The organism is Nonomuraea maheshkhaliensis, assembly GCF_039529435.1.
In the GTDB taxonomy this organism is placed as follows: Bacteria; Actinomycetota; Actinomycetes; order Streptosporangiales; family Streptosporangiaceae; genus Nonomuraea; species Nonomuraea maheshkhaliensis.
The window spans coordinates 111,863-128,896 of record NZ_BAAAMU010000012.1; the positions used below are offsets into that span (position 1 = coordinate 111,863).

13 protein-coding genes are annotated in these 17,034 nt (G+C 72.2%); 9 read left to right on the top strand and 4 right to left on the bottom strand.

The features are described 5' to 3' along the window. Positions 1-148: 148 nt before the first annotated feature. A complete protein-coding gene (locus tag ABFX54_RS11095; protein WP_346103836.1) occupies positions 149-2,443 on the top strand; it encodes a M20/M25/M40 family metallo-hydrolase in 2,295 nt (764 codons plus the stop codon). A gap of 192 nt (positions 2,444-2,635) precedes the next feature. Then, a complete protein-coding gene (locus tag ABFX54_RS11100) occupies positions 2,636-3,136 on the top strand; it encodes a hypothetical protein (RefSeq protein WP_346103838.1) in 501 nt (166 codons plus the stop codon). A gap of 12 nt (positions 3,137-3,148) precedes the next feature. Here ABFX54_RS11100 and ABFX54_RS11105 read toward each other — a convergent pair whose 3' ends face one another. Together ABFX54_RS11105 and ABFX54_RS11110 are read right to left on the bottom strand one after the other, a co-directional pair. Beyond that, positions 3,149-3,799: a beta family protein gene (locus ABFX54_RS11105; RefSeq protein WP_346103840.1), complete on the bottom strand. Its 651-nt coding sequence runs from the start codon at positions 3,797-3,799 to the stop codon at positions 3,149-3,151. Beyond that, positions 3,685-4,488 carry an aminotransferase class IV family protein gene (locus tag ABFX54_RS11110; protein ID WP_346103842.1) on the bottom strand — a complete coding sequence of 268 codons (804 nt, stop codon included), beginning with the start codon at positions 4,486-4,488 and terminating at the stop codon, positions 3,685-3,687. The genes ABFX54_RS11105 and ABFX54_RS11110 overlap by 115 nt, the downstream gene beginning before the upstream one ends. A 112-nt stretch (positions 4,489-4,600) precedes the next feature. Here ABFX54_RS11110 and ABFX54_RS11115 point away from each other — a divergent pair, with 112 nt between their 5' ends. Continuing rightward, positions 4,601-4,984: a MerR family transcriptional regulator gene (locus ABFX54_RS11115; protein WP_346103844.1), complete on the top strand. Its 384-nt coding sequence runs from the start codon at positions 4,601-4,603 to the stop codon at positions 4,982-4,984. On the opposite strand, the gene ABFX54_RS11120 is transcribed toward ABFX54_RS11115, so the two are convergent. Then, a complete protein-coding gene (locus tag ABFX54_RS11120; RefSeq protein ID WP_346103846.1) occupies positions 4,959-5,606 on the bottom strand; it encodes an adenylate kinase family protein in 648 nt (215 codons plus the stop codon). The genes ABFX54_RS11115 and ABFX54_RS11120 overlap by 26 nt on opposite strands. Positions 5,607-5,754: 148 nt before the next feature. Between ABFX54_RS11120 and ABFX54_RS11125 the strand changes: the two genes are divergently transcribed. The 6 genes from ABFX54_RS11125 (at position 5,755) to ABFX54_RS11150 (ending at position 14,773) form a co-directional block, all read left to right on the top strand. Continuing rightward, entirely contained in the window at positions 5,755-6,999 is a 1,245-nt protein-coding gene (locus tag ABFX54_RS11125; RefSeq protein WP_346103848.1) for a peptidase C39 family protein, read from the top strand. 128 nt (positions 7,000-7,127) lie between these two features. Further along, positions 7,128-11,540: a caspase, EACC1-associated type gene (locus ABFX54_RS11130; protein WP_346103849.1), complete on the top strand. Its 4,413-nt coding sequence runs from the start codon at positions 7,128-7,130 to the stop codon at positions 11,538-11,540. Between the two features lie 235 nt (positions 11,541-11,775). After that, positions 11,776-12,069 (top strand): pectinesterase, encoded by a 294-nt coding sequence (locus tag ABFX54_RS11135; protein WP_346103851.1) that lies wholly within the window; start codon positions 11,776-11,778, stop codon positions 12,067-12,069. 134 nt (positions 12,070-12,203) lie between these two features. After that, entirely contained in the window at positions 12,204-13,040 is an 837-nt protein-coding gene (locus tag ABFX54_RS11140) for a helix-turn-helix transcriptional regulator (protein WP_346103853.1), read from the top strand. Between the two features lie 159 nt (positions 13,041-13,199). Beyond that, entirely contained in the window at positions 13,200-14,054 is an 855-nt protein-coding gene (locus tag ABFX54_RS11145) for an oxidoreductase (RefSeq protein ID WP_346103855.1), read from the top strand. After that, the gene (locus ABFX54_RS11150; protein ID WP_346103857.1) at positions 14,051-14,773 is read left to right on the top strand and encodes an SDR family oxidoreductase; all 723 of its coding nucleotides are present in this window, start codon (positions 14,051-14,053) and stop codon (positions 14,771-14,773) included. The genes ABFX54_RS11145 and ABFX54_RS11150 overlap by 4 nt, the downstream gene beginning before the upstream one ends. A gap of 13 nt (positions 14,774-14,786) precedes the next feature. On the opposite strand, the gene ABFX54_RS11155 is transcribed toward ABFX54_RS11150, so the two are convergent. Further along, complete coding sequence (locus tag ABFX54_RS11155) at positions 14,787-16,946, bottom strand: ATP-binding protein (protein WP_346103859.1); 2,160 nt, start codon at positions 16,944-16,946, stop codon at positions 14,787-14,789. Between the last annotated feature and the right edge of the window lie 88 nt (positions 16,947-17,034).

A 17,034-nucleotide genomic window follows, 5' to 3' on the forward strand; every position in this document is an offset into this window, starting at 1 on the left:
GCCTAGGTCCCGCTGGGCTGCGGAATCGACGGCCTTCGCCACGTTCCCGGCCTCATGCCACTTGCAGAACTTTTTATGCAGGATTTTTTCTGCAATACTCCCCGTGGTGATCCCCCGACAGCGGGGCGCCAGCTTGGGAGCGTACGAAATGACATCACCCGAAAAGCGGCACCCGACGGGACGGCGTGCACGCGTCACCGGCCTCATCGCCCTGTGCGTGCTCGTGCTGATCGGCATCGCCGCGATCAGGGACATCACCCCCACCGCGGTGAGCCCCGCCGACGCCCCCGACCAGACGTTCAGCGCAGCGCGCGCCTTCACCCAGGTCGAACGCATCGCCGTCGCTCCGCACCCTGTCGGCACGGCCGAGCACGCCCGGGTCCGGGACTACCTGGTCGGCGAACTACGACGGCTGGGCCTGAAGCCGGAGGTGCAGGAGGCGGTGGGCGTCGCACCCCGCAGCGAACCAGGCGAACCCGTCACCGCCGGGCGCGTCTACAACATCGTCACGGTCATACCCGGGACCGCTCCCACCGGCCGGATCTTCGTCACCGCCCACTACGACTCCGTCCCCGAAGGCCCCGGCGCCAACGACGACGGAGCCGGCACGGCCAGCGCCATCGAGACGGCCAGAGCACTGGTCGCGGACGGGACCCGGCTGCGCAACGACGTCGTCTTCCTCATCACCGACGCCGAGGAGACGGGGCTGCTGGGATCGGAGGCGTTCGTCAAGGAGCACCCGCTCGCCCAAGGGCCGAACGTGGTGCTCAACAACGAGGCCCGCGGCTCCAAAGGGCCGGTGCTCATGCTCCGCAGCACCGAGCCGAACGCCGGCCTGATCTCCGCATTCGGATCGGCGGCTCCCATGCCGGTGGCCGACTCCGTGTACGCCGAGCTCATGAAACTGCTCAACAACGACACCGACTTCACCGCCTTCAAGCCGGGCGGAATGGCCGTCCTCGACTCCGCGTACGCCAACGCCGGCACCCTCTACCACAACATCCTCGACGACCCCGCCCACGTCGACCTCGCCGCACTCCAGCAGATGGGCGACAACACGCTCGCCCTCGTACGCTCCTTCGGCACCGCCGACGTCGCGCAACTGACCACCAGGAGGGACAACCTGGTCTACTTCAACCTCCCACCCGGCCTGCTGATCCGCTACCCCGCCTGGACCGCCGCCGGCCTGGCCGCCCTCGCCCTGCTGGCGACACTGACCCTGATCCTCCTGACCCGCCGCCGCGACATCGTCACGCTACGGCGCACCCTCCTCGGCACCGCGCTCGCCCTGATCCCCATCGCAGCCGGGACAGGCATCGGCATCTACTTCTGGGACCTGCTCAAAGCGTTCCGCCCCGAACTCAACGGCACCGCCACCACCACGCCCTACCGTCCCGAACTGCTGTGGCTCGCCGTCCTGACCCTCGCGACGACCCTCCTGATCACCTGGTACGCCCTGCTCCGCCGCCGCATCGGCACCACCGAACTGTCACTCGGCATCCTGACCTGGACAGCCCTGATCGCCCTCGCACTCGGCATCGTCTCCCCCGGAGCCGCCCACCTCGCCACCTGGCCCACCCTCGGGGCGGCACTCGGCGGACTGGCCGCACTCCACTGCCCACCGCAATGGCGCACCCTCGCCCTCAGCACCGGCCTCATCCCAGCCGCCCTCATCCTGCTGCCCACCGCATGGAACACCCTGCCCACGGGCCTGCAGTACGTCGGCTACGCCCCCATCCCCCTGATGATCCTCTTCACCGGACTCCTGCTCCCGCTGATCGAAACCGTGTGGCTACGCAGGCGTTCCCCACTGATCCCCCTCACCGCACTGACCATGTCCATCACCCTGGCGGCGGTGGGCCTCCTGACCGAACCCTTCGACAAACAGCACCCCCGGCGCACCAGCCTCGCGTACGGCCTCGACGCCGACACCGGCCAGGCCGTCTGGCTGACCTCCAGGAACCCCGACCAATGGGCCCGCCGCTACACCGGCACCAGAAACCCACCGACCGGGCCATGGGCCGGCGAATCCAAACTCGCCAGCCCGGCAGAAGCCGCCCCTCTACCGCCGCCCTCACTGCAGGTACTCGCAGACACGACCTCCCGCAACGAACGAACCCTGCGCGTCCGCATCCGTTCGGAACGCGGCGCGAACACGATCGCCCTGCGAGTGGACGAGACCACAGCGACCGTGCGCACCCTGACCGTCGAAGGCCGCCCCATCACCGCCGACCCAGCAGGCTTCACCTTCCACGCCCCCGGCCCGGCAGGCGTAGAGGCAACACTCACCGTAGCGGCCACCAACGACACGATCCGACTGCGAGCCACCGACATCAGCCCCAACCCCACCGAAATGTCCACACTCCCCGGCTTCGTCCCCCCACCAGATTGGCTCTTCCTCGGCGACACCAAAATCTCCGTCACCAAGGCCTATCCCCTGTGACGACCCAGCGCTGGCCGGCCTTGTCCCCAGGGCGCGTCAAGTCGCCGGCAGGCCACACAATCGACGTGTCTGTTCCGCCACCTCGATCATGCGAGCCCGGCACCATAGGCCACAGCAACCACGCATACCGTTGCCGCCGTCGGCGTCGGAGCGTACGTTCACATCGAAACCACGTTCGAGATGGTGATGACCATGGTCAATCCGGTACCCGCCTCCGAGCAGATCGGCACTGTCGATCTGGCCTCCTGGACCGTCGTCCCCGGCCAATCGAACCCGGAGAAGGACGACCACGGCGCCTGGGCGGTGACCGCAGGCGACGTAGAACAGTACGACCTGTACTTCGAGATCGCCGACGCCGCGCACCCACGGCAGGTTGCCGAGTTCGTCGTCGAAGCGGTGCAGGCGCACGCCACCCGGCTTCGGCTCGGTGCCGCCTTCGCCGACGTCGAACGTGAGCGGGAACGGCTGCGCGCCAGGCCACCCGGTGCGGATCTGTACGAGGGGGATCGTGCTCGGGTCGTGGTGATGATGGCCGAACTCGGGAGGCTCGCCGCCGAAGCGTACGAGCCGGCACCGGCTGCGGAGAGCGCCGCTCAGCGGGAGCGTGTCTACGACGGCGTCACCCGGTTGGCGGCCCTGGCTGTGGGCTGGCTGGAGGCCGTCCACGCCCGCTACGGGATCGACGACGGGTAAGGGACGTCACGGTTACACCTCTTGCCCGAGCATGTCCACGATGACGGCCAAGTGGTGGGACAACGAATAAGCTTTCCACTCGCTGGCTCCACCAGCGGTGCGTTCTCTGCGCGCTGCCCTGGCGATCTGCTCGTCGCCCCAGGAGAAGTCCGCACCGTCTCGCGGCCAGTCCGGCGACTCGACCAGTTCCCGGCACAGATCGAAGAACGGCGTGTGCTTACGATCCCTTCCCACGGGCCAGTAATACAGGAACCACCGGGGCCCGACCGTGTAGCGCAGGTTGGGCTCGGGCCATCCGGGGTCGTCGAGCAGCAGGCCAGGAGGGTCGACGCCGTAATCACCGTAGTCGACTCCCTCCCACCGACCGGCGACCAGGCGCCGCAGGTCCGCTTCCCGACGGGGGACGCAGGTCACCTGTGGGTGCAATGGCGGGATGAAGCCGTCGGGTGGCGGAAATGAACCGGCCGCGATGGTAAGCGACTGCCAGCGGCCGATGTCGTCGAAGAGTGACGTGCCAGGTGCTGGTGACGTACCAGGTGAGGGAGAAGTTACGGCGCGGCGAGGGGTTCGTTCTGGTACGCGTGGTGGAGCAGCTGGACGAAAGAGGGCGCCTCGGGCAAGAGGGCGGTGCTGATCCGGTGCACCGGCACGCCGGGCGTCCATGAGTTCATGACGACCGCTCCGGCCAGGGCCGGCAGGTCGGTGAGGGTGATCTCCTGGGCGCGCTGGGGTACGCCGAGGCGGTTCAGTTGTCGTTGGACGATGGCCATCGTGGTGCCGCGCAGCCTGTCGGCCTCCGGCCACACCACCGCGGTGCCGTCCCAGAAGGCCAGGTTCCAGATGGATCCTTCGCTGAGCCGGCCCCGGCGGTCCACGAAGGCGGCGTCGTCAAAGCCCTGGGCGGCGGCCTGGCGCAGGTAGTAGGTCTTGGCCACCTCTCCGACGTGCTTGATGGCGGGGAGGACTCGTTCGTGTTCGATCGCCGCCAGCGCGAGCGGGCCGCCGGGGCCGGAGGCGGCGGGGCCGGTGCGTACCAGCAGGTCGGGCTCCGCGGCGGTGCCCGCCACCGTGAACTCGCCCTCCGGCGAGTGGACGGTGACGGTCAGTGAGAGGTCGGCGGGGCCGGACCGGATCGCCGTTCGCAGGGTTGCCCGTACCCGGTCGTCGGGCAATGCCCGGCCGAACAACTCCATGGAGGCGGAGCGCAGCCGTTCCAAATGAAGGTCGAGACCCCGTATCCGGCCGCCGCGCACCTGCATGGCGGTGAAGTGCGCGTAGCCGGCGAAGGCGAGTGGAGCCAACTCCGAGGCGTCGGCCGAGTGGCCGTTACGTTGGGCGACATAGGTGGACATACGTCAATTACTCCAGGAATTGAAGAAGGGTCCCGGCCGGAATGGCCGTCCCTGGAGAGGACGTTAAGGCTTGACATCGATGGAAAGGTCAAATCCAGGCGAGGCGGATCGCATGCTGATCGGGGAGCTGTCCCGGCGGACCCAAGTGAGTCCGCGGTTGCTGCGCTACTACGAGGCGCAGGGGTTGCTGGAGGCGCGCCGTGCGCCCAACGGTTACCGTCACTACGACGAGGAAACCGTGGTCACCGTGCGGCAGGTACGCGCCCTGTTGCGGGCGGGCCTGCCCACCGAGGCGATCCGTTCCGTGCTGCCGTGTGCCCGGGGCGAGCGCCCGGAGTTCGAGTGGTGCGCGGAGTTGTGGGATCTGCTGAACGGTGAGCTGGCGGCCATGGACGAGCAGATCGGCACCCTCCAGCGGAGCCGGAGCACCCTTGCCGGCTACCTGACCCGAGATCGAGCCCAGGCGCCCGCTACCCCTCGTACGGGGGGAGGTTGAAGCGGGTGCGGATGGCGCGCTGGACGGTGGTCTTGTCGGAACGGGCGTCGATGGTCATGACGTACTCCTTGCGCCGGAACAGCTCCAGCACCGGATCCGTCTTGCTGTGATAGTCGCGCAGCCGCCGGGCCAGCGCGTCCGGGGTGTCGTCCTCCCGCGTGACCAGGTCCCCGGCGCACACGTCGCACCTGCCCTCCACCTCGGGGCGATGGGCGATGAGGTTGTAGTCCATGCCGCACCGCGCGCACAGGCGCCGGGCCAGGACGCGGCGGCGGACCTCGTCGTCCGGCAGGTCCAGGTGGATCACCCCGTCGAGGTCGTAGCTCTCCAGGAAGAACTCCGCCTGGGGGCGGTTGCGGGGGAAGCCGTCGACGACGAAGCCGTAGTTCCAGTCGTGCAGCTGGAGCCGGTCCTTGACCACCTCGGCCACCAGGTCGTCGCCCACCAGCTCGCCCGCCGCCACCAGGCGGCGGACCTGGGCGCCGAGTTTGGTGTGGTTCTTCACGTGCCAGCGGAAGATGTCGCCCACGCTGATGTGCACCAGGTCGAGGTCCGCGGCCAAGAGAGCGGCTTGTGTGCCTTTTCCGCTGCCTTGGACACCCATGATCACATATTTCCGCATTTGTCTAACTCCTTGCCCTCGTAGTCATGCCACCCTCCCATCGAGGCCCGTACGACGGAACCGCGCTGATACGTAGATCTGCGGATGCTTTGCCAAGCCCGTCGTGCCTAATGTCGGCGGCGACGAGCGGTTCGGAGAAGGTGGGTCCATGCGTGCGCTGACCGTGTTCCTGTCCACCCTCGCCCTGGTCACGACGGTGGCGGCGCCGGCGGGCGCGAAGCCGGCCGCCGGCGTGCCCGACGTCGTCTACCACCGGGCCGACTTCGCCACCGGCACCGGGGAGGGCACGACCCATGCGGACGGGCTGGCGTTCGGCTCGGCGGCGGGCGCGGTCACCCACACCGACGCGCTCGGCACCAGGACCTGGGAGTACGCCCGCTGGACCGGCCCCGAGCGGGCCATCGGCTTCGCCGCCACCGAGCTGATCGCGTCCTGGACGGCGGACGTCCCCCGGGGTAGCTGGCTGCAGGTCGAGGCCCGGGTCAGGAACGCGGAGGGGCTGACGAAGTGGTATTCGCTGGGCCGCTGGTCCTACGCCGAGGGTGACGTGCTGCGGACGTCGGTGCCCGGCCAGGGCGACGCCGACGCCAAGGTGGCGGTCGACACGCTGGTCGCGGCGGCGGGCAGGCCGATGAGCGGCTACCAGCTCCGCCTGACCCTCTACCGGTTGCCGGGCTCGGACGTGACGCCGCGTGTGCGCACGTCCGGCGTGATGAGCTCCAACGTGCCCAGCCGTAAGACCGTGCCGGTCAGCCCGGGCGGGGGCGCCTGGGGGAAGGAGCTGGCCGTGCCGCGCCGCTCCCAGAACGTGCACCAGGGCCACTACCCCGAGTGGAACGGCGGCGGCGAGGCGTGGTGCAGCCCGACCTCGACCACCATGGTGATGGGTTACTGGGACGTGTGGCCGAGCGAGCGCGACACCGCCTGGGTCGACCCCGCGGATCCGAACCCCGAGGTCGATCACGCCGCCCGGCACACCTACGACCACGCCTACGCGGGCACGGGCAACTGGCCGTTCAACACCGCCTACGCGGGCCGTTACGGCCTCGACGGGTTCGTCACGCGGCTGCGGTCGCTGACCGAGCTGGAGTCGCTGATCAAGGCGGGCGTCCCGGTCATCACGTCGCAGTCGTTCGAGAAGGCCGAGCTTCCTGGGGCCGGGTACGGCACCGACGGCCACCTCATGGTGGTCGTGGGCTTCACCGCGACCGGCGACGTGATCGCCAACGATCCCGCCTCGCCCGGCAACGACGCCGTACGGCGGGTCTATCCGCGGGCGGCGTTCGAGAACGTGTGGCTGCGGAGCTCCAGCAGCGGTGGCGTGGCGTACGTCATCCATCCGGCGGGTCGCCCGTTGCCCGCCAGGACGCCCGGCCTGCCCGCCAACTGGTGAGACTACGCCAACCCCTCGACGCCCGGCCGAGATCTGCGTACCGTAACAACCGGGCAACGGGGGGTTGACCGCGCCCTGACCTCCCCTGCCACCATGGCCGCAAGCATTCCCACGTTGTGGAGCGCCGGATGAGCGAGGACGAGTCGACGACGATCGAGAAGACCCGGCTCGTGCGGCCCCCCCGGTGGAACGGTCCACCGCTGCTGCTGTCCGCGGCGGAGGCCAGGGTGGTGGTGGCGGGCACCGGCGCGCATCGGCCCTCCTCACGGCTACCACAGGTACCGGCCGTGCCGGCCACCGTCACCGATCTCGGTCACGCTCTGGTCGAACGGGCGGGCCTGGCGCCGGCCAACCTGTCCGTGCTGCTCGACCCGGCGACCCCGGCGAATCTGGGCGAGGCGCTGGAACGGGCGGCGAGCGAGGCCACCGGCGTGCTCATGTTCCACTATGTCGGGCATGGGCTGTTCGGTCCCGGGAACGAGCTGCACCTGGCCACGCGGGCCACGATGGATCTCACGGAGGGGGTGCCCGGCTACCAGGCGCTGCCGTACTCGATGGTGCGCCGGATCCTCGCGTCGTCGCGGGCCGAGCTGGTCGTCGTGATCCTCGACTGCTGTTTCACCGCCGGGCCCCGGCCGGTGCCGGCCAAGGCCATGGAGCAGGCGCTCGACGTGTCGGCTCGGGGCGCGTACGTGCTGGCGTCCTCCAGCAAGGACGAGAACGCGTGGGCGCTGCCCGGCGTCAGGCACACCGCGCTGACCGGCGCGCTGCTGCGGCTGCTGAACGAGGGCGACCCGTCCGGGCCACCGGCGTTCACCCTGGACCACGTGCACCACCACCTGTCCCGGGTGCTGCCCGAGGCCGGGTTCCCCAAGCCGCGGCGGCAGGCCGGCGCGCTCAAGGAGCTGCCGCCGCTGGCCGTGCACCCGGTCCACGACGCGCCCGCCGGCCGAGCGGGCCCGCCGACCGGCTCCCCCGGCGACCTCAACAGCCCCTACCGCGGGCTCGCGGCCTTCGGACCCGAGCACGCCGGGCTGCTCTTCGGCCGCGAGGAGCAGACGAGGTCGCTGGTGACGCGGGCGCGCCAGGCGCTGCGGTCGCCGGGGCCGCCGGTGGTGATCGGCTCGCAGACGTTCGAGACCGGCGGGCCGCTGGTCCTCACCGGCCCGTCAGGGTGCGGGAAGACCTCGCTGCTGCGCGCCGGGCTGATCCCGGCGCTGGCGAAAGAGGGCGGCAGGCAGGTCGTCATGACCCCGGGCGCGCGGCCGGTGGCCGGGCTGGCGCGGGAGCTGTCGGCCCTGACGGGCAACGATCCGGAACGGCTGCGCGCGGTCATCGAGTCCGACCCCGGCGCGGCCGGGCGCGGGCTACCCTCCCGCACGCTGCTGGTGGTGGACCAGTTCGAGGAGCTGTTCACCGCCTGTACGGACGAGCCCGCGCGGCGGCGTTTCGTCGAGGCGCTCGTCGCGGTCTCGCGCTCCGCGGCCGTGGTGATCTCGGTCCGCGGCGACTTCTACGGGCGCTGCGCGAACTATCCCGGCCTGCTGGAGACGATGCGGCGGCCCGAGATCGTCGCGCCCATGTCCCCGGCCGAGCTGCGCACGGCGATCGAGGAGCCGGCCGTGCGCTCGGGGCTCTCCCTGGAGCCTGGGCTGGTCGAGCTGATCATGGAGGACGTCCAGGCGGTCGAGGACGACCTGCTGCCCAGGCTCTCCCACGCGCTGCTGGCCACCTGGCAGCGGCGCAGCGGCGGCGTGCTCACCATGGCCGGTTACCGCTCCGCCGGCGGGGTGGCGCGGGCGGTGGCGATGAGCGGCGAGGAGACGCTGCGGCGGCTGGGCGCGGAGTCCGAGCCGGTGACGCGCGCCCTGCTGGTCCGGCTGGTGCGCGTGGACGAGCGGGGCGGCGGCCTGCGGCAGCGGGTCCCGGTCAGCGAGCTGAGCCCGGGGCCGTCGTCGATCGAGGGGCAGGTGCTGGCGGAGTTCGTCCGGGCGCGGCTGGTCACGCTGGACGGCGCCCAGGCCGAGCTCGCGCACGAGGCGCTCATCCGCGCCTGGCCCCGGCTCGGCACCTGGGCGGAGACCGGGCGGGCCCAGCTCTTGGTGCGGCGCCGGCTGGCCGAGGACGCGCTGATGTGGCAGCGCGACGGCCAGGACTCCACTTACCTGTACGCCGACGACCGCCTCGCCATCGCCCAGGCGGCCGGACACGACGGCGATCTCACCCCCGTCGAGCGGGACTTCCTGGCCGCCTCGCGCAGCCGGCAGGCGCGGCGTTCGCTGATCGCGCGTGCCGCCATCGCCTCCCTGGCCGTGCTGTTCCTCGTGGCGGCGGCGGGCGGCGTGGTGGCGCTGGTGCGCAGCGGGCAGGCCAACCGGCTGGCGAACGAGGCCGCCGCGCAACGCGACCAGGCCCTGTCCCGCCAGCTGGCCGCGTCCGCGAGCACCGTCAGGGACACCTCGCTCGGGTCCCAGCTCGCGCTGGCCGCCTACCGCGTCTCGGCCACCCCCGAGGCCAGGGGAGCGCTGCTCGGCTCGCTGTCCCGCCCGGTCGGCGCCCGCATGATCGGGCACACGGGCCCGGTCGAGCGGATCGCCTACCGCCCCGACGGCCGCGTCGCCGTCACCGCCTCCGGCGACACCACCGCGAGGCTGTGGAACGTCACCGACCCCCTGCGGCCGAAGGCCATGGGCGTGGCGAAGGGGCACACCGGTGGCGTGCTCGCGGCGGCGTTCAGCAAGGACGGCAAGACGCTGGCCACGGCGTCGGCCGACGGCACGGCCCGGCTGTGGAACGTCTCCGACCCGGCGAGCCCTCGCGCCCTTTCCACGCTCAAGGGGCACAAGGAGCAGGTCACCTCGGTGGCGTTCAGCCCGAAGGGCGACGCGCTGCTCACCGCGTCCGCCGACGGCACCGGCCGGCTGTGGAACGTCAAGGACACCGCCAAGCCCGCCGCCGTCTCCGTGCTGAGTCAGCAGTCGGCCCTGACCAGGGCGGTCTTCAGCCCGGACGGCCGCCTGGCCGCACTGGCCGGCACCGGCGGCACGATCGCCATCCTCGACGTGCTCACCCCCGCGCAGCCGAAGAGCCTGGCCACGCTGACCTCGCAGGAGGGCGCCGTGCGCGGCGCGGCCTTCTCGCCCGACGGGCTCAACCTGGCCACGTCCTCCGCCACGGGCGCGGTGCAGGTGTGGGACATCACGGCGACCAAGCTGCTCGGCACGGCCCGCCGCCACTCCGCCTCCGTGGACGACGTCGCCTACAGCCCCGACGGCAGCGTCCTGGCCAGCGCCTCGGCCGACGCCACCGTGCGGCTGTGGAGCATGGAGTCGCCGAGCGAGCCCGAGCTCACGGCGACGCTGGCCGGGTTCCCCGATCCGGTGACGGGCGTGGCGTTCAGCCCGAACGGCCAGAACCTCGCCACCTCCGCCACCGACGGCATCGCCCGCCTGTGGAACGTCTCCAACGCCTCCCGCGTCTCCCCCCGAGCCCGGCTCGACCGGCACACCGCGCCGGTGAACGGGATCGCGATCGCCAAGAGCGGCCGCGTCCTGGCCACGACCTCGGACGACATGAGCGTCAAGCTCTGGGACCTGGCCGACCCGGCGGTGGCCGTCCCGCAGTCCACGCTGTCGGGGCACACCGGGAAGGTCATGGCGGCCTCGTTCAGCCCCGACGGCCGCCGCCTTGTCACGGCCTCGCTCGACAAGACCGCCAAGCTCTGGGACGTCTCCGAGCCGGCCACCCCGAAGCTGCTCGGCACGCTGAGCGGCCACGCGGACGGGCTGCGCTCGGCCGCGTACGGACCGGCGGGCAAGACGGTGGTGACGACCGCCCGCGACGGCCGGACGATGATGTGGGACGTCGCGACGCCCGCCACCCCGAAGCGACTCTCCACGCCGGGCGCCGCCGACCGGCGGCTCGACACCGCCGTGTTCAGACCTGACGGGCGCGTGGTGGCGACGGGCTCTGGCACCTCGTCGGTACGCCTCTGGGACGTCTCCAAGCCCGCCAAGCCCGTGTCGCTGAAGACCTTCTCGGCGGCCTCCGGCGGGGTGCTCGACCTGAGCTTCAGCAAGGACGGCAAGACGCTGGCCGTGGCCGCCTCCGACGGCACGGCGCGGCTGTGGGACGTGTCCCGGCCCGCCCAGCCCAGGGCGCTGGCGAGCCTGCCCGGTCACACCGCCGACGTCTCCGCCGTCGTGTTCGCCGCCGACGACCGCACGCTCGTCACCGCCTCCCAGGACCGTACGCTGCGCGTCTGGAACGTCGCCGAGCTCGCGCGGCCCTCGCTCTGGGCCGTGTTCGCCGGCGCCGAGGCGGCCGGCGACGTGGAGCTCGGCCCCGACGGGACCGTGCTGGCCAGCTCGTCCGGCACGGCCGCCCAGCTCTGGGGGCTGAACGTGGAGCAGGCGAGCGCGAACGTCTGCGAGGCCGCCGGCACGCCGGTCACCAGGGCCGAGTGGGCCCAGTACGTCCCCGGCCGCCCCTACACGCCGCCCTGCCCTGCCACGACCGCCACCCCGGCCGCCGGCTCGTAACGCCACCCGGACGGCGCCCTCTCCTGGGAGGCTCCCCCCGCCGGATGACACCTTCGCCCGATGCTCCGCTGTCGAATGCGCGTGTCGAATGCAAGCGATTGCCGCACTCTGCCGAGGTTGCGCATGCGACGCCTCATCCTCCCCCCACTGATCGCCCTGACGGCACTCGCGACGGCCCCTCCCGCGACGGCCTCCCCCGTGCCGGTCCCGGCGGCGGCCGGGTCACCGCGGCCAGGTGCTGATCCGCGAGTCCTGGCCGGGTCAGCAGGTCAAGGACGCCCCCTGGACCGACATGTCGGGCTTGAGCTGGCGTGACGCCCGGCTGTCGGCGTACCGCAACTATGGCCCGGGCGCGGGCGTCAACGGCGACCGGCCGCAGCTCAGCGCCGCGCGGGCCAGAGCGCTCACGCCGGAGCGGTACCTGGCGGGCGCCGACGGCCGGAACCCCACGCTGGTTCCCCGGCGGCATCCGGCCGAGGTGCTGCTGCACCCGGTCCCGGCGGGCGCGGGAGCGGGTCACCTCCGCTGACCCCCTGCCCACCCTCAGAACAGCGGCGGCTCCCAGCAGGGGGCCGCCGCGCTGGGGACCACCACCCGAGGGTGGGTGTGGCGCGGCTACCCTCAGCCCTCCCGACCTGCGCTTTTCCGGCCTAGCCTCGAAGCATGGACACGGAGAACCTGCTCGGGCAGTTCCTGCGGGCCCGCCGCGAGCTGCTCCAGCCCGAGGACCTGGGCCTGCCGGTCGGCGTCCGCCGCCGGGTGTCGGGCCTGCGCCGTGAGGAGGTCGCCCGGGCCGCGGGCGTGAGCACCGACTATTACGTACGGCTGGAGCAGGGCCGCGAGCGGCACCCTTCGGCGCAGGTGATCGACGCGCTGGCCCGCGCGCTGGAGCTGGAGGAGGACGCGGCCGCGCACCTGCACGAGCTGGCCCGCCACCCCGACGGCCGGCGCGCCCCGGGCGGGCGGGGCGGCCAAAAAGGCGGCCCCGAGCAGGTCAGCCTTCGCCTGCTGCGCATGATGGACGCCTGGACGCACACACCCGCCGTGGTGCTCGGCCGCCGGATGACCGTCCTCGCCGCCAACATGCTGGGCGAGGCCCTGTTCGCCGGGCACGCCCACAGCGGTGACCTGGTGCGGCTGGTGTTCCTCGACCCGGACGCGCGCACGTTCTACCCCGACTGGGACCGGGTGGCGCTCAACACCGTCGCCGGGCTGCGCCAGTCGATCGGCACCGACTACGACGACCCCGCGCTCGTCGGGCTGGTCGGGGAGCTGTCGCTCAGGAGCCGGGAGTTCCGCGAGCTGTGGGCCCGGCACGACATCCGCCAGAAGACCCACGAGACCAAGCGCTTCCGCCATCCGCTGGTGGGCGAGCTGACGCTGCACTACGAGTCGCTGACCGTCAACAGCGCGCCGGGGCAGCAGCTCGTCGTCTACCAGGCCGATCCGGGCAGCGCCTCGGAAGAGGCACTCGGCCTGCTGGGCAGCCTCACCGCCTGAGCCGGTGACCGGGCACCTCACGGCCTGAGCCGGGCGGCCACAAACCGCCTGAAACACCTGCCAGGCCGCACCGCCTGAGCCATCCCGTCCACCGCGCGGCGACCTTCGCCGCCGCGCCATTCGACCATGCCGCGAAACCATCAGAAAGCACCTCACACCATGAACGACACCGACGTCTGGTTCATCACCGGCTGCTCGACCGGCCTCGGCCGTGCGCTGGCCGCCGCCGTCCTCGATCGCGGCCTGCGCGCCGTGGTCACCGCCCGCGACCCTGATCAGGTGGCCGACCTGCTCGAAGGCCATCCCGGCCGCGCCCTCGCCCTCCCTCTCGACGTCACCGACCGCAAGCAGATCGACCACGCCGTGGCCGAGGCACACCGGGCGTTCGGCCGGATCGACGTGCTGGTCAACAACGCCGGCTACGGCTATCTGGCCGCGATCGAGGAGGGCGAGGACGAGCAGGTGCGGGCCCTGTTCGACACCAACGTGCACGGCCTGGTGGACGTCACCAAGGCCGTGCTGCCCGGCATGCGCGCCCGCCGCTCCGGCCACGTCGTGAACCTGTCCTCGCTCGGCGGCCTGGCCGCCTTCGGCGCCACCGGCTACTACCACGCGACCAAGTTCGCCGTGGAGGGGCTGTCGGAGTCGCTGGCGGCCGAGGTCGGGCCGCTGGGCATCAGGGTCACGATCGTGGAGCCGGGCGCGTTCCGTACGAACTGGTCCGGGCCGTCCATGCGGCAGTCCGGGATCAGCATCGGCGACTACATCCAGACCGCGGGCGCGCGCCGCGCGTCGACCCTGGCCACGTACGGCCACCAGCCCGGCGACCCGGAGCGCGGCGCCGCGGCGATCATCGCCGCGGTCCAGGCCGACGAGCCGCCGCTGCGGCTGCTGCTCGGCAAGGTCGCCTACGACGTGGCCACGGCCCGGCTCGGCACGCTCGCGACCGGCTTCGACACCTGGCGCGAGCTCACGCTCAGCGCCGACTACCCCACCCGGGAGGGAACATCATGAGCAAGGTCGTTCTGATCACCGGCGCGAGCAGCGGCATCGGCGAGGCCACCGCACTGCGCCTGGCCGCCGACGGCCACCGCGTGGTCCTCGGCGCCCGCCGCGAGGACCGGCTGGCCTCGATCGCGAAGGCGATCGAGGCGGCGGGAGGCGAGGCCGACGTGCGCCGCCTCGACGTGACCGACCGGCGCGACGTCGCCGCCTTCGCCGACGCCGCCGCCGAGCGGCACGGCCGCATCGACGTGATCGTCAACAACGCGGGCGTGATGCCGCTGTCCCGGCTGGACGCGCTGCTGGTCGAGGAGTGGGACCGGATGATCGACGTGAACGTGCGGGGCCTGCTGTACGGGATCGCCGCCGCCCTGCCGCACTTCCAGCGCCAGGGCGAGGGTCACTTCGTCACCGTCGCCTCGGTCGGCGCCCATGAGGTGGTGCCGACGGGGGCGGTCTACTGCGGGACGAAGTTCGCCGCCTGGGCGATCACCGAGGGGCTGCGGCAGGAGCTGGACCCGGGCATCCGGGTCACCACGCTCTCGCCGGGCGTGGTGGAGTCGGAGCTGGCCGACTCCATCACCGACCCGCTGGCCCAGGGGGCGATGCGGGACTTCAGGAAGGACACGATCCCGCCCTCCAGCATGGCGGACGCCATCGCGTACGCGATCGGCCAGCCGGCGGACGTGGACGTCAACGAACTCGTCATCCGCCCGGCCCGGCAACGCTAAGCGGGGGCGAGGGTCAGCTCAGCGGGCCGCCGTTGTGCAGGCCCTCGCCTTCGGGTTCGAGCGCGTACGCGATGCCCGCGTCGATGTCGCTGTCGAACCCCGTCCGGTAGGCCACCGTGTACGCGTTGTCGCCGAGCAGGTCGCGGGCCTGCGCCTCGCAGCCCTTCCTGGCCGCCACCCACGCGGCCACACTGGCCTGGGCCTGGCCGTGGGTGCTCCAGATCCGCTGGGCCAGCCCGAGCAGCCGTGCGGCGCGCATGGCCCGCCCGGCCGCGCCCGCCGCCAGGGCCAGCAGGTCGACGGTCATGCCGATGCCGAAGCTGTCGTGCAGCCGCCGCTTGGTGCGCAGCGCCGCCTGCCCGTAGGAGACGGCCGCGTCGAGCCGCCCTGCGCTCAGCTCGGCCTGGCCGCGCAGCAGGTCGCCGTGGGAGCGCATCAGCTGCTCTCCGCGTTCGTCGCAGAGCGAGCGCAGGTCCTCCAGCACGGCGATGGCGTCGTCGATGCGGTTGTCGACGGTGTAGGCGTGGGCCCGGCACAGCAGCGCCAGCAGGCCGGCGATGGTCAGCGGCTCGCCGCTCCAGCGGGCGGTGTACGAGGGCTCCGACTCTGCCATCGCCTGCACCAGGTCGCCCCTGATCACCCCGGCGGAGGCGCGCAGGGCCCTGACGCACGTGGCGGCGTAGGGGTCGCCTTCGGGGGCGGCCAGCTCGCACTCCGCGGCCCTGGCCTCGGCCGCGTCGGCGTCACCCTGCGTGGCGGCGAGCAGGCCGTCGGCCCACAGCGCCTGCGCGAGCGCGGGTCCCGGCCTGGTGTCCAGGTCGAGGGCCTGGCGCAGGTAGTGGCGGCCCTCCTTGGCGTAGCCGCAGCCGTACCAGAAGAAGGCCAGCGTCCCGGCCAGCTCCAGCGCGGGCAGGCCGTCCTTGACGCCGAGGGCGACCTCCATGGCGGCGCGCAGATTGTCGTGCTCGCCGACCATGCGGTCGTACCAGGAGATCTGGCCGGGGCCGAGCCAGCCGGCGGCGCCCTTGCCGGCCAGCGACAGGTAGTGCTCGCGGTGGCGCTGCTTGAAGCGCTCTTCCTCGCCGAGGCCGCGCAGCCAGCCCGCGCCGTATTCGCGCAGTGTGTCCAGCATGCGGTAGCGCTCGCCCGCGCCGGTCGGCAGCCAGGTCAGGATGGACTCCTCGGCCAGCGCGTCGAGCAGCTGCCCGATGTCGGCCTCCGCGAGCAGCTCGTCCGCGCACACCCGGCGTACGGCCTCGGCGTCGAAGTCGCCGGCGAACACCGACAGCCGCGCCCACAGCAGCCGCTCGGCGGGCTCGCACAGCTCGTGGCTCCATCCGATGGCGGTGCGCAGCGCCTGGTGCCACGGCGGACCGGTCTCGCCGGACACACCCGGCGCGGTGGGATCGGCTGACGCGGCGGGGTCGGTTAACGCGGCGGGGTCGTCGCGGAGCGTGGCGAATCGGTCGTCGAGCCGGTCGGCCAGGTGCTCGACCGGCATCTCGCGCAGCCGCGCCGCGGCCAGCTCGATCGCCAGCGGGATGCCCTCAAGCCGCCGGCACAGCCGGATGACGGCGTCCTGGTCCTGGTCGGCGAGGTCGAAACCGGGCACGGTCTCGGCGGCGCGCTCGGCCAGCAGCGCCACCGCGTCACCGAGACCGGCGCTCGTGCCGGGCGGCGGGACCGGCAGCGGGTCGACCACGTAGACGAGCTCGCCTGGCACGTCGAGCGGGCGGCGGCTGGTGGCCAGCACGCGCAGCCCCGGCACGGCGTCGAGCAGCGTCTCGACCGTTGCGGCGCAGGCGCCGACGAGGTGTTCGCAGGTGTCGAGGACGAGCAGGACCTCCCGGTCGAACAGGTGCTCGGCCAGCACCTCGACCATCGGGCGGGTGGTCTGGTCGGTGAGCCTGAGCGCCTCGGCGATGGCGTGCGGCAGCAGCGAGCCGTCGACGAGCGGCGACAGCTGCACCAGCCAGGCGCCGCCGCTGAACCGGGGCCGCAGGTCGGCGGCGGCACGCAGCGCGATGCGGGACTTGCCGACACCGCCCACCCCCGTGAGGGTGACCAGGCGGGAGCGCCGGGCGGCCTGGCGCACCTGTTCGAGCTCGGCGCGGCGGCCGATCAGGCTGGTCAGCTCCGCCGGGAGGTTGCCTGCCTGCCACTTGCCCACCATGCGATCGCCACCTATCGGCCGGATTTGTTACAGCAGCTTGCCCGACAACGCCGCGCCATGTCACCGAAAGTGAGAATGTCATTACCCC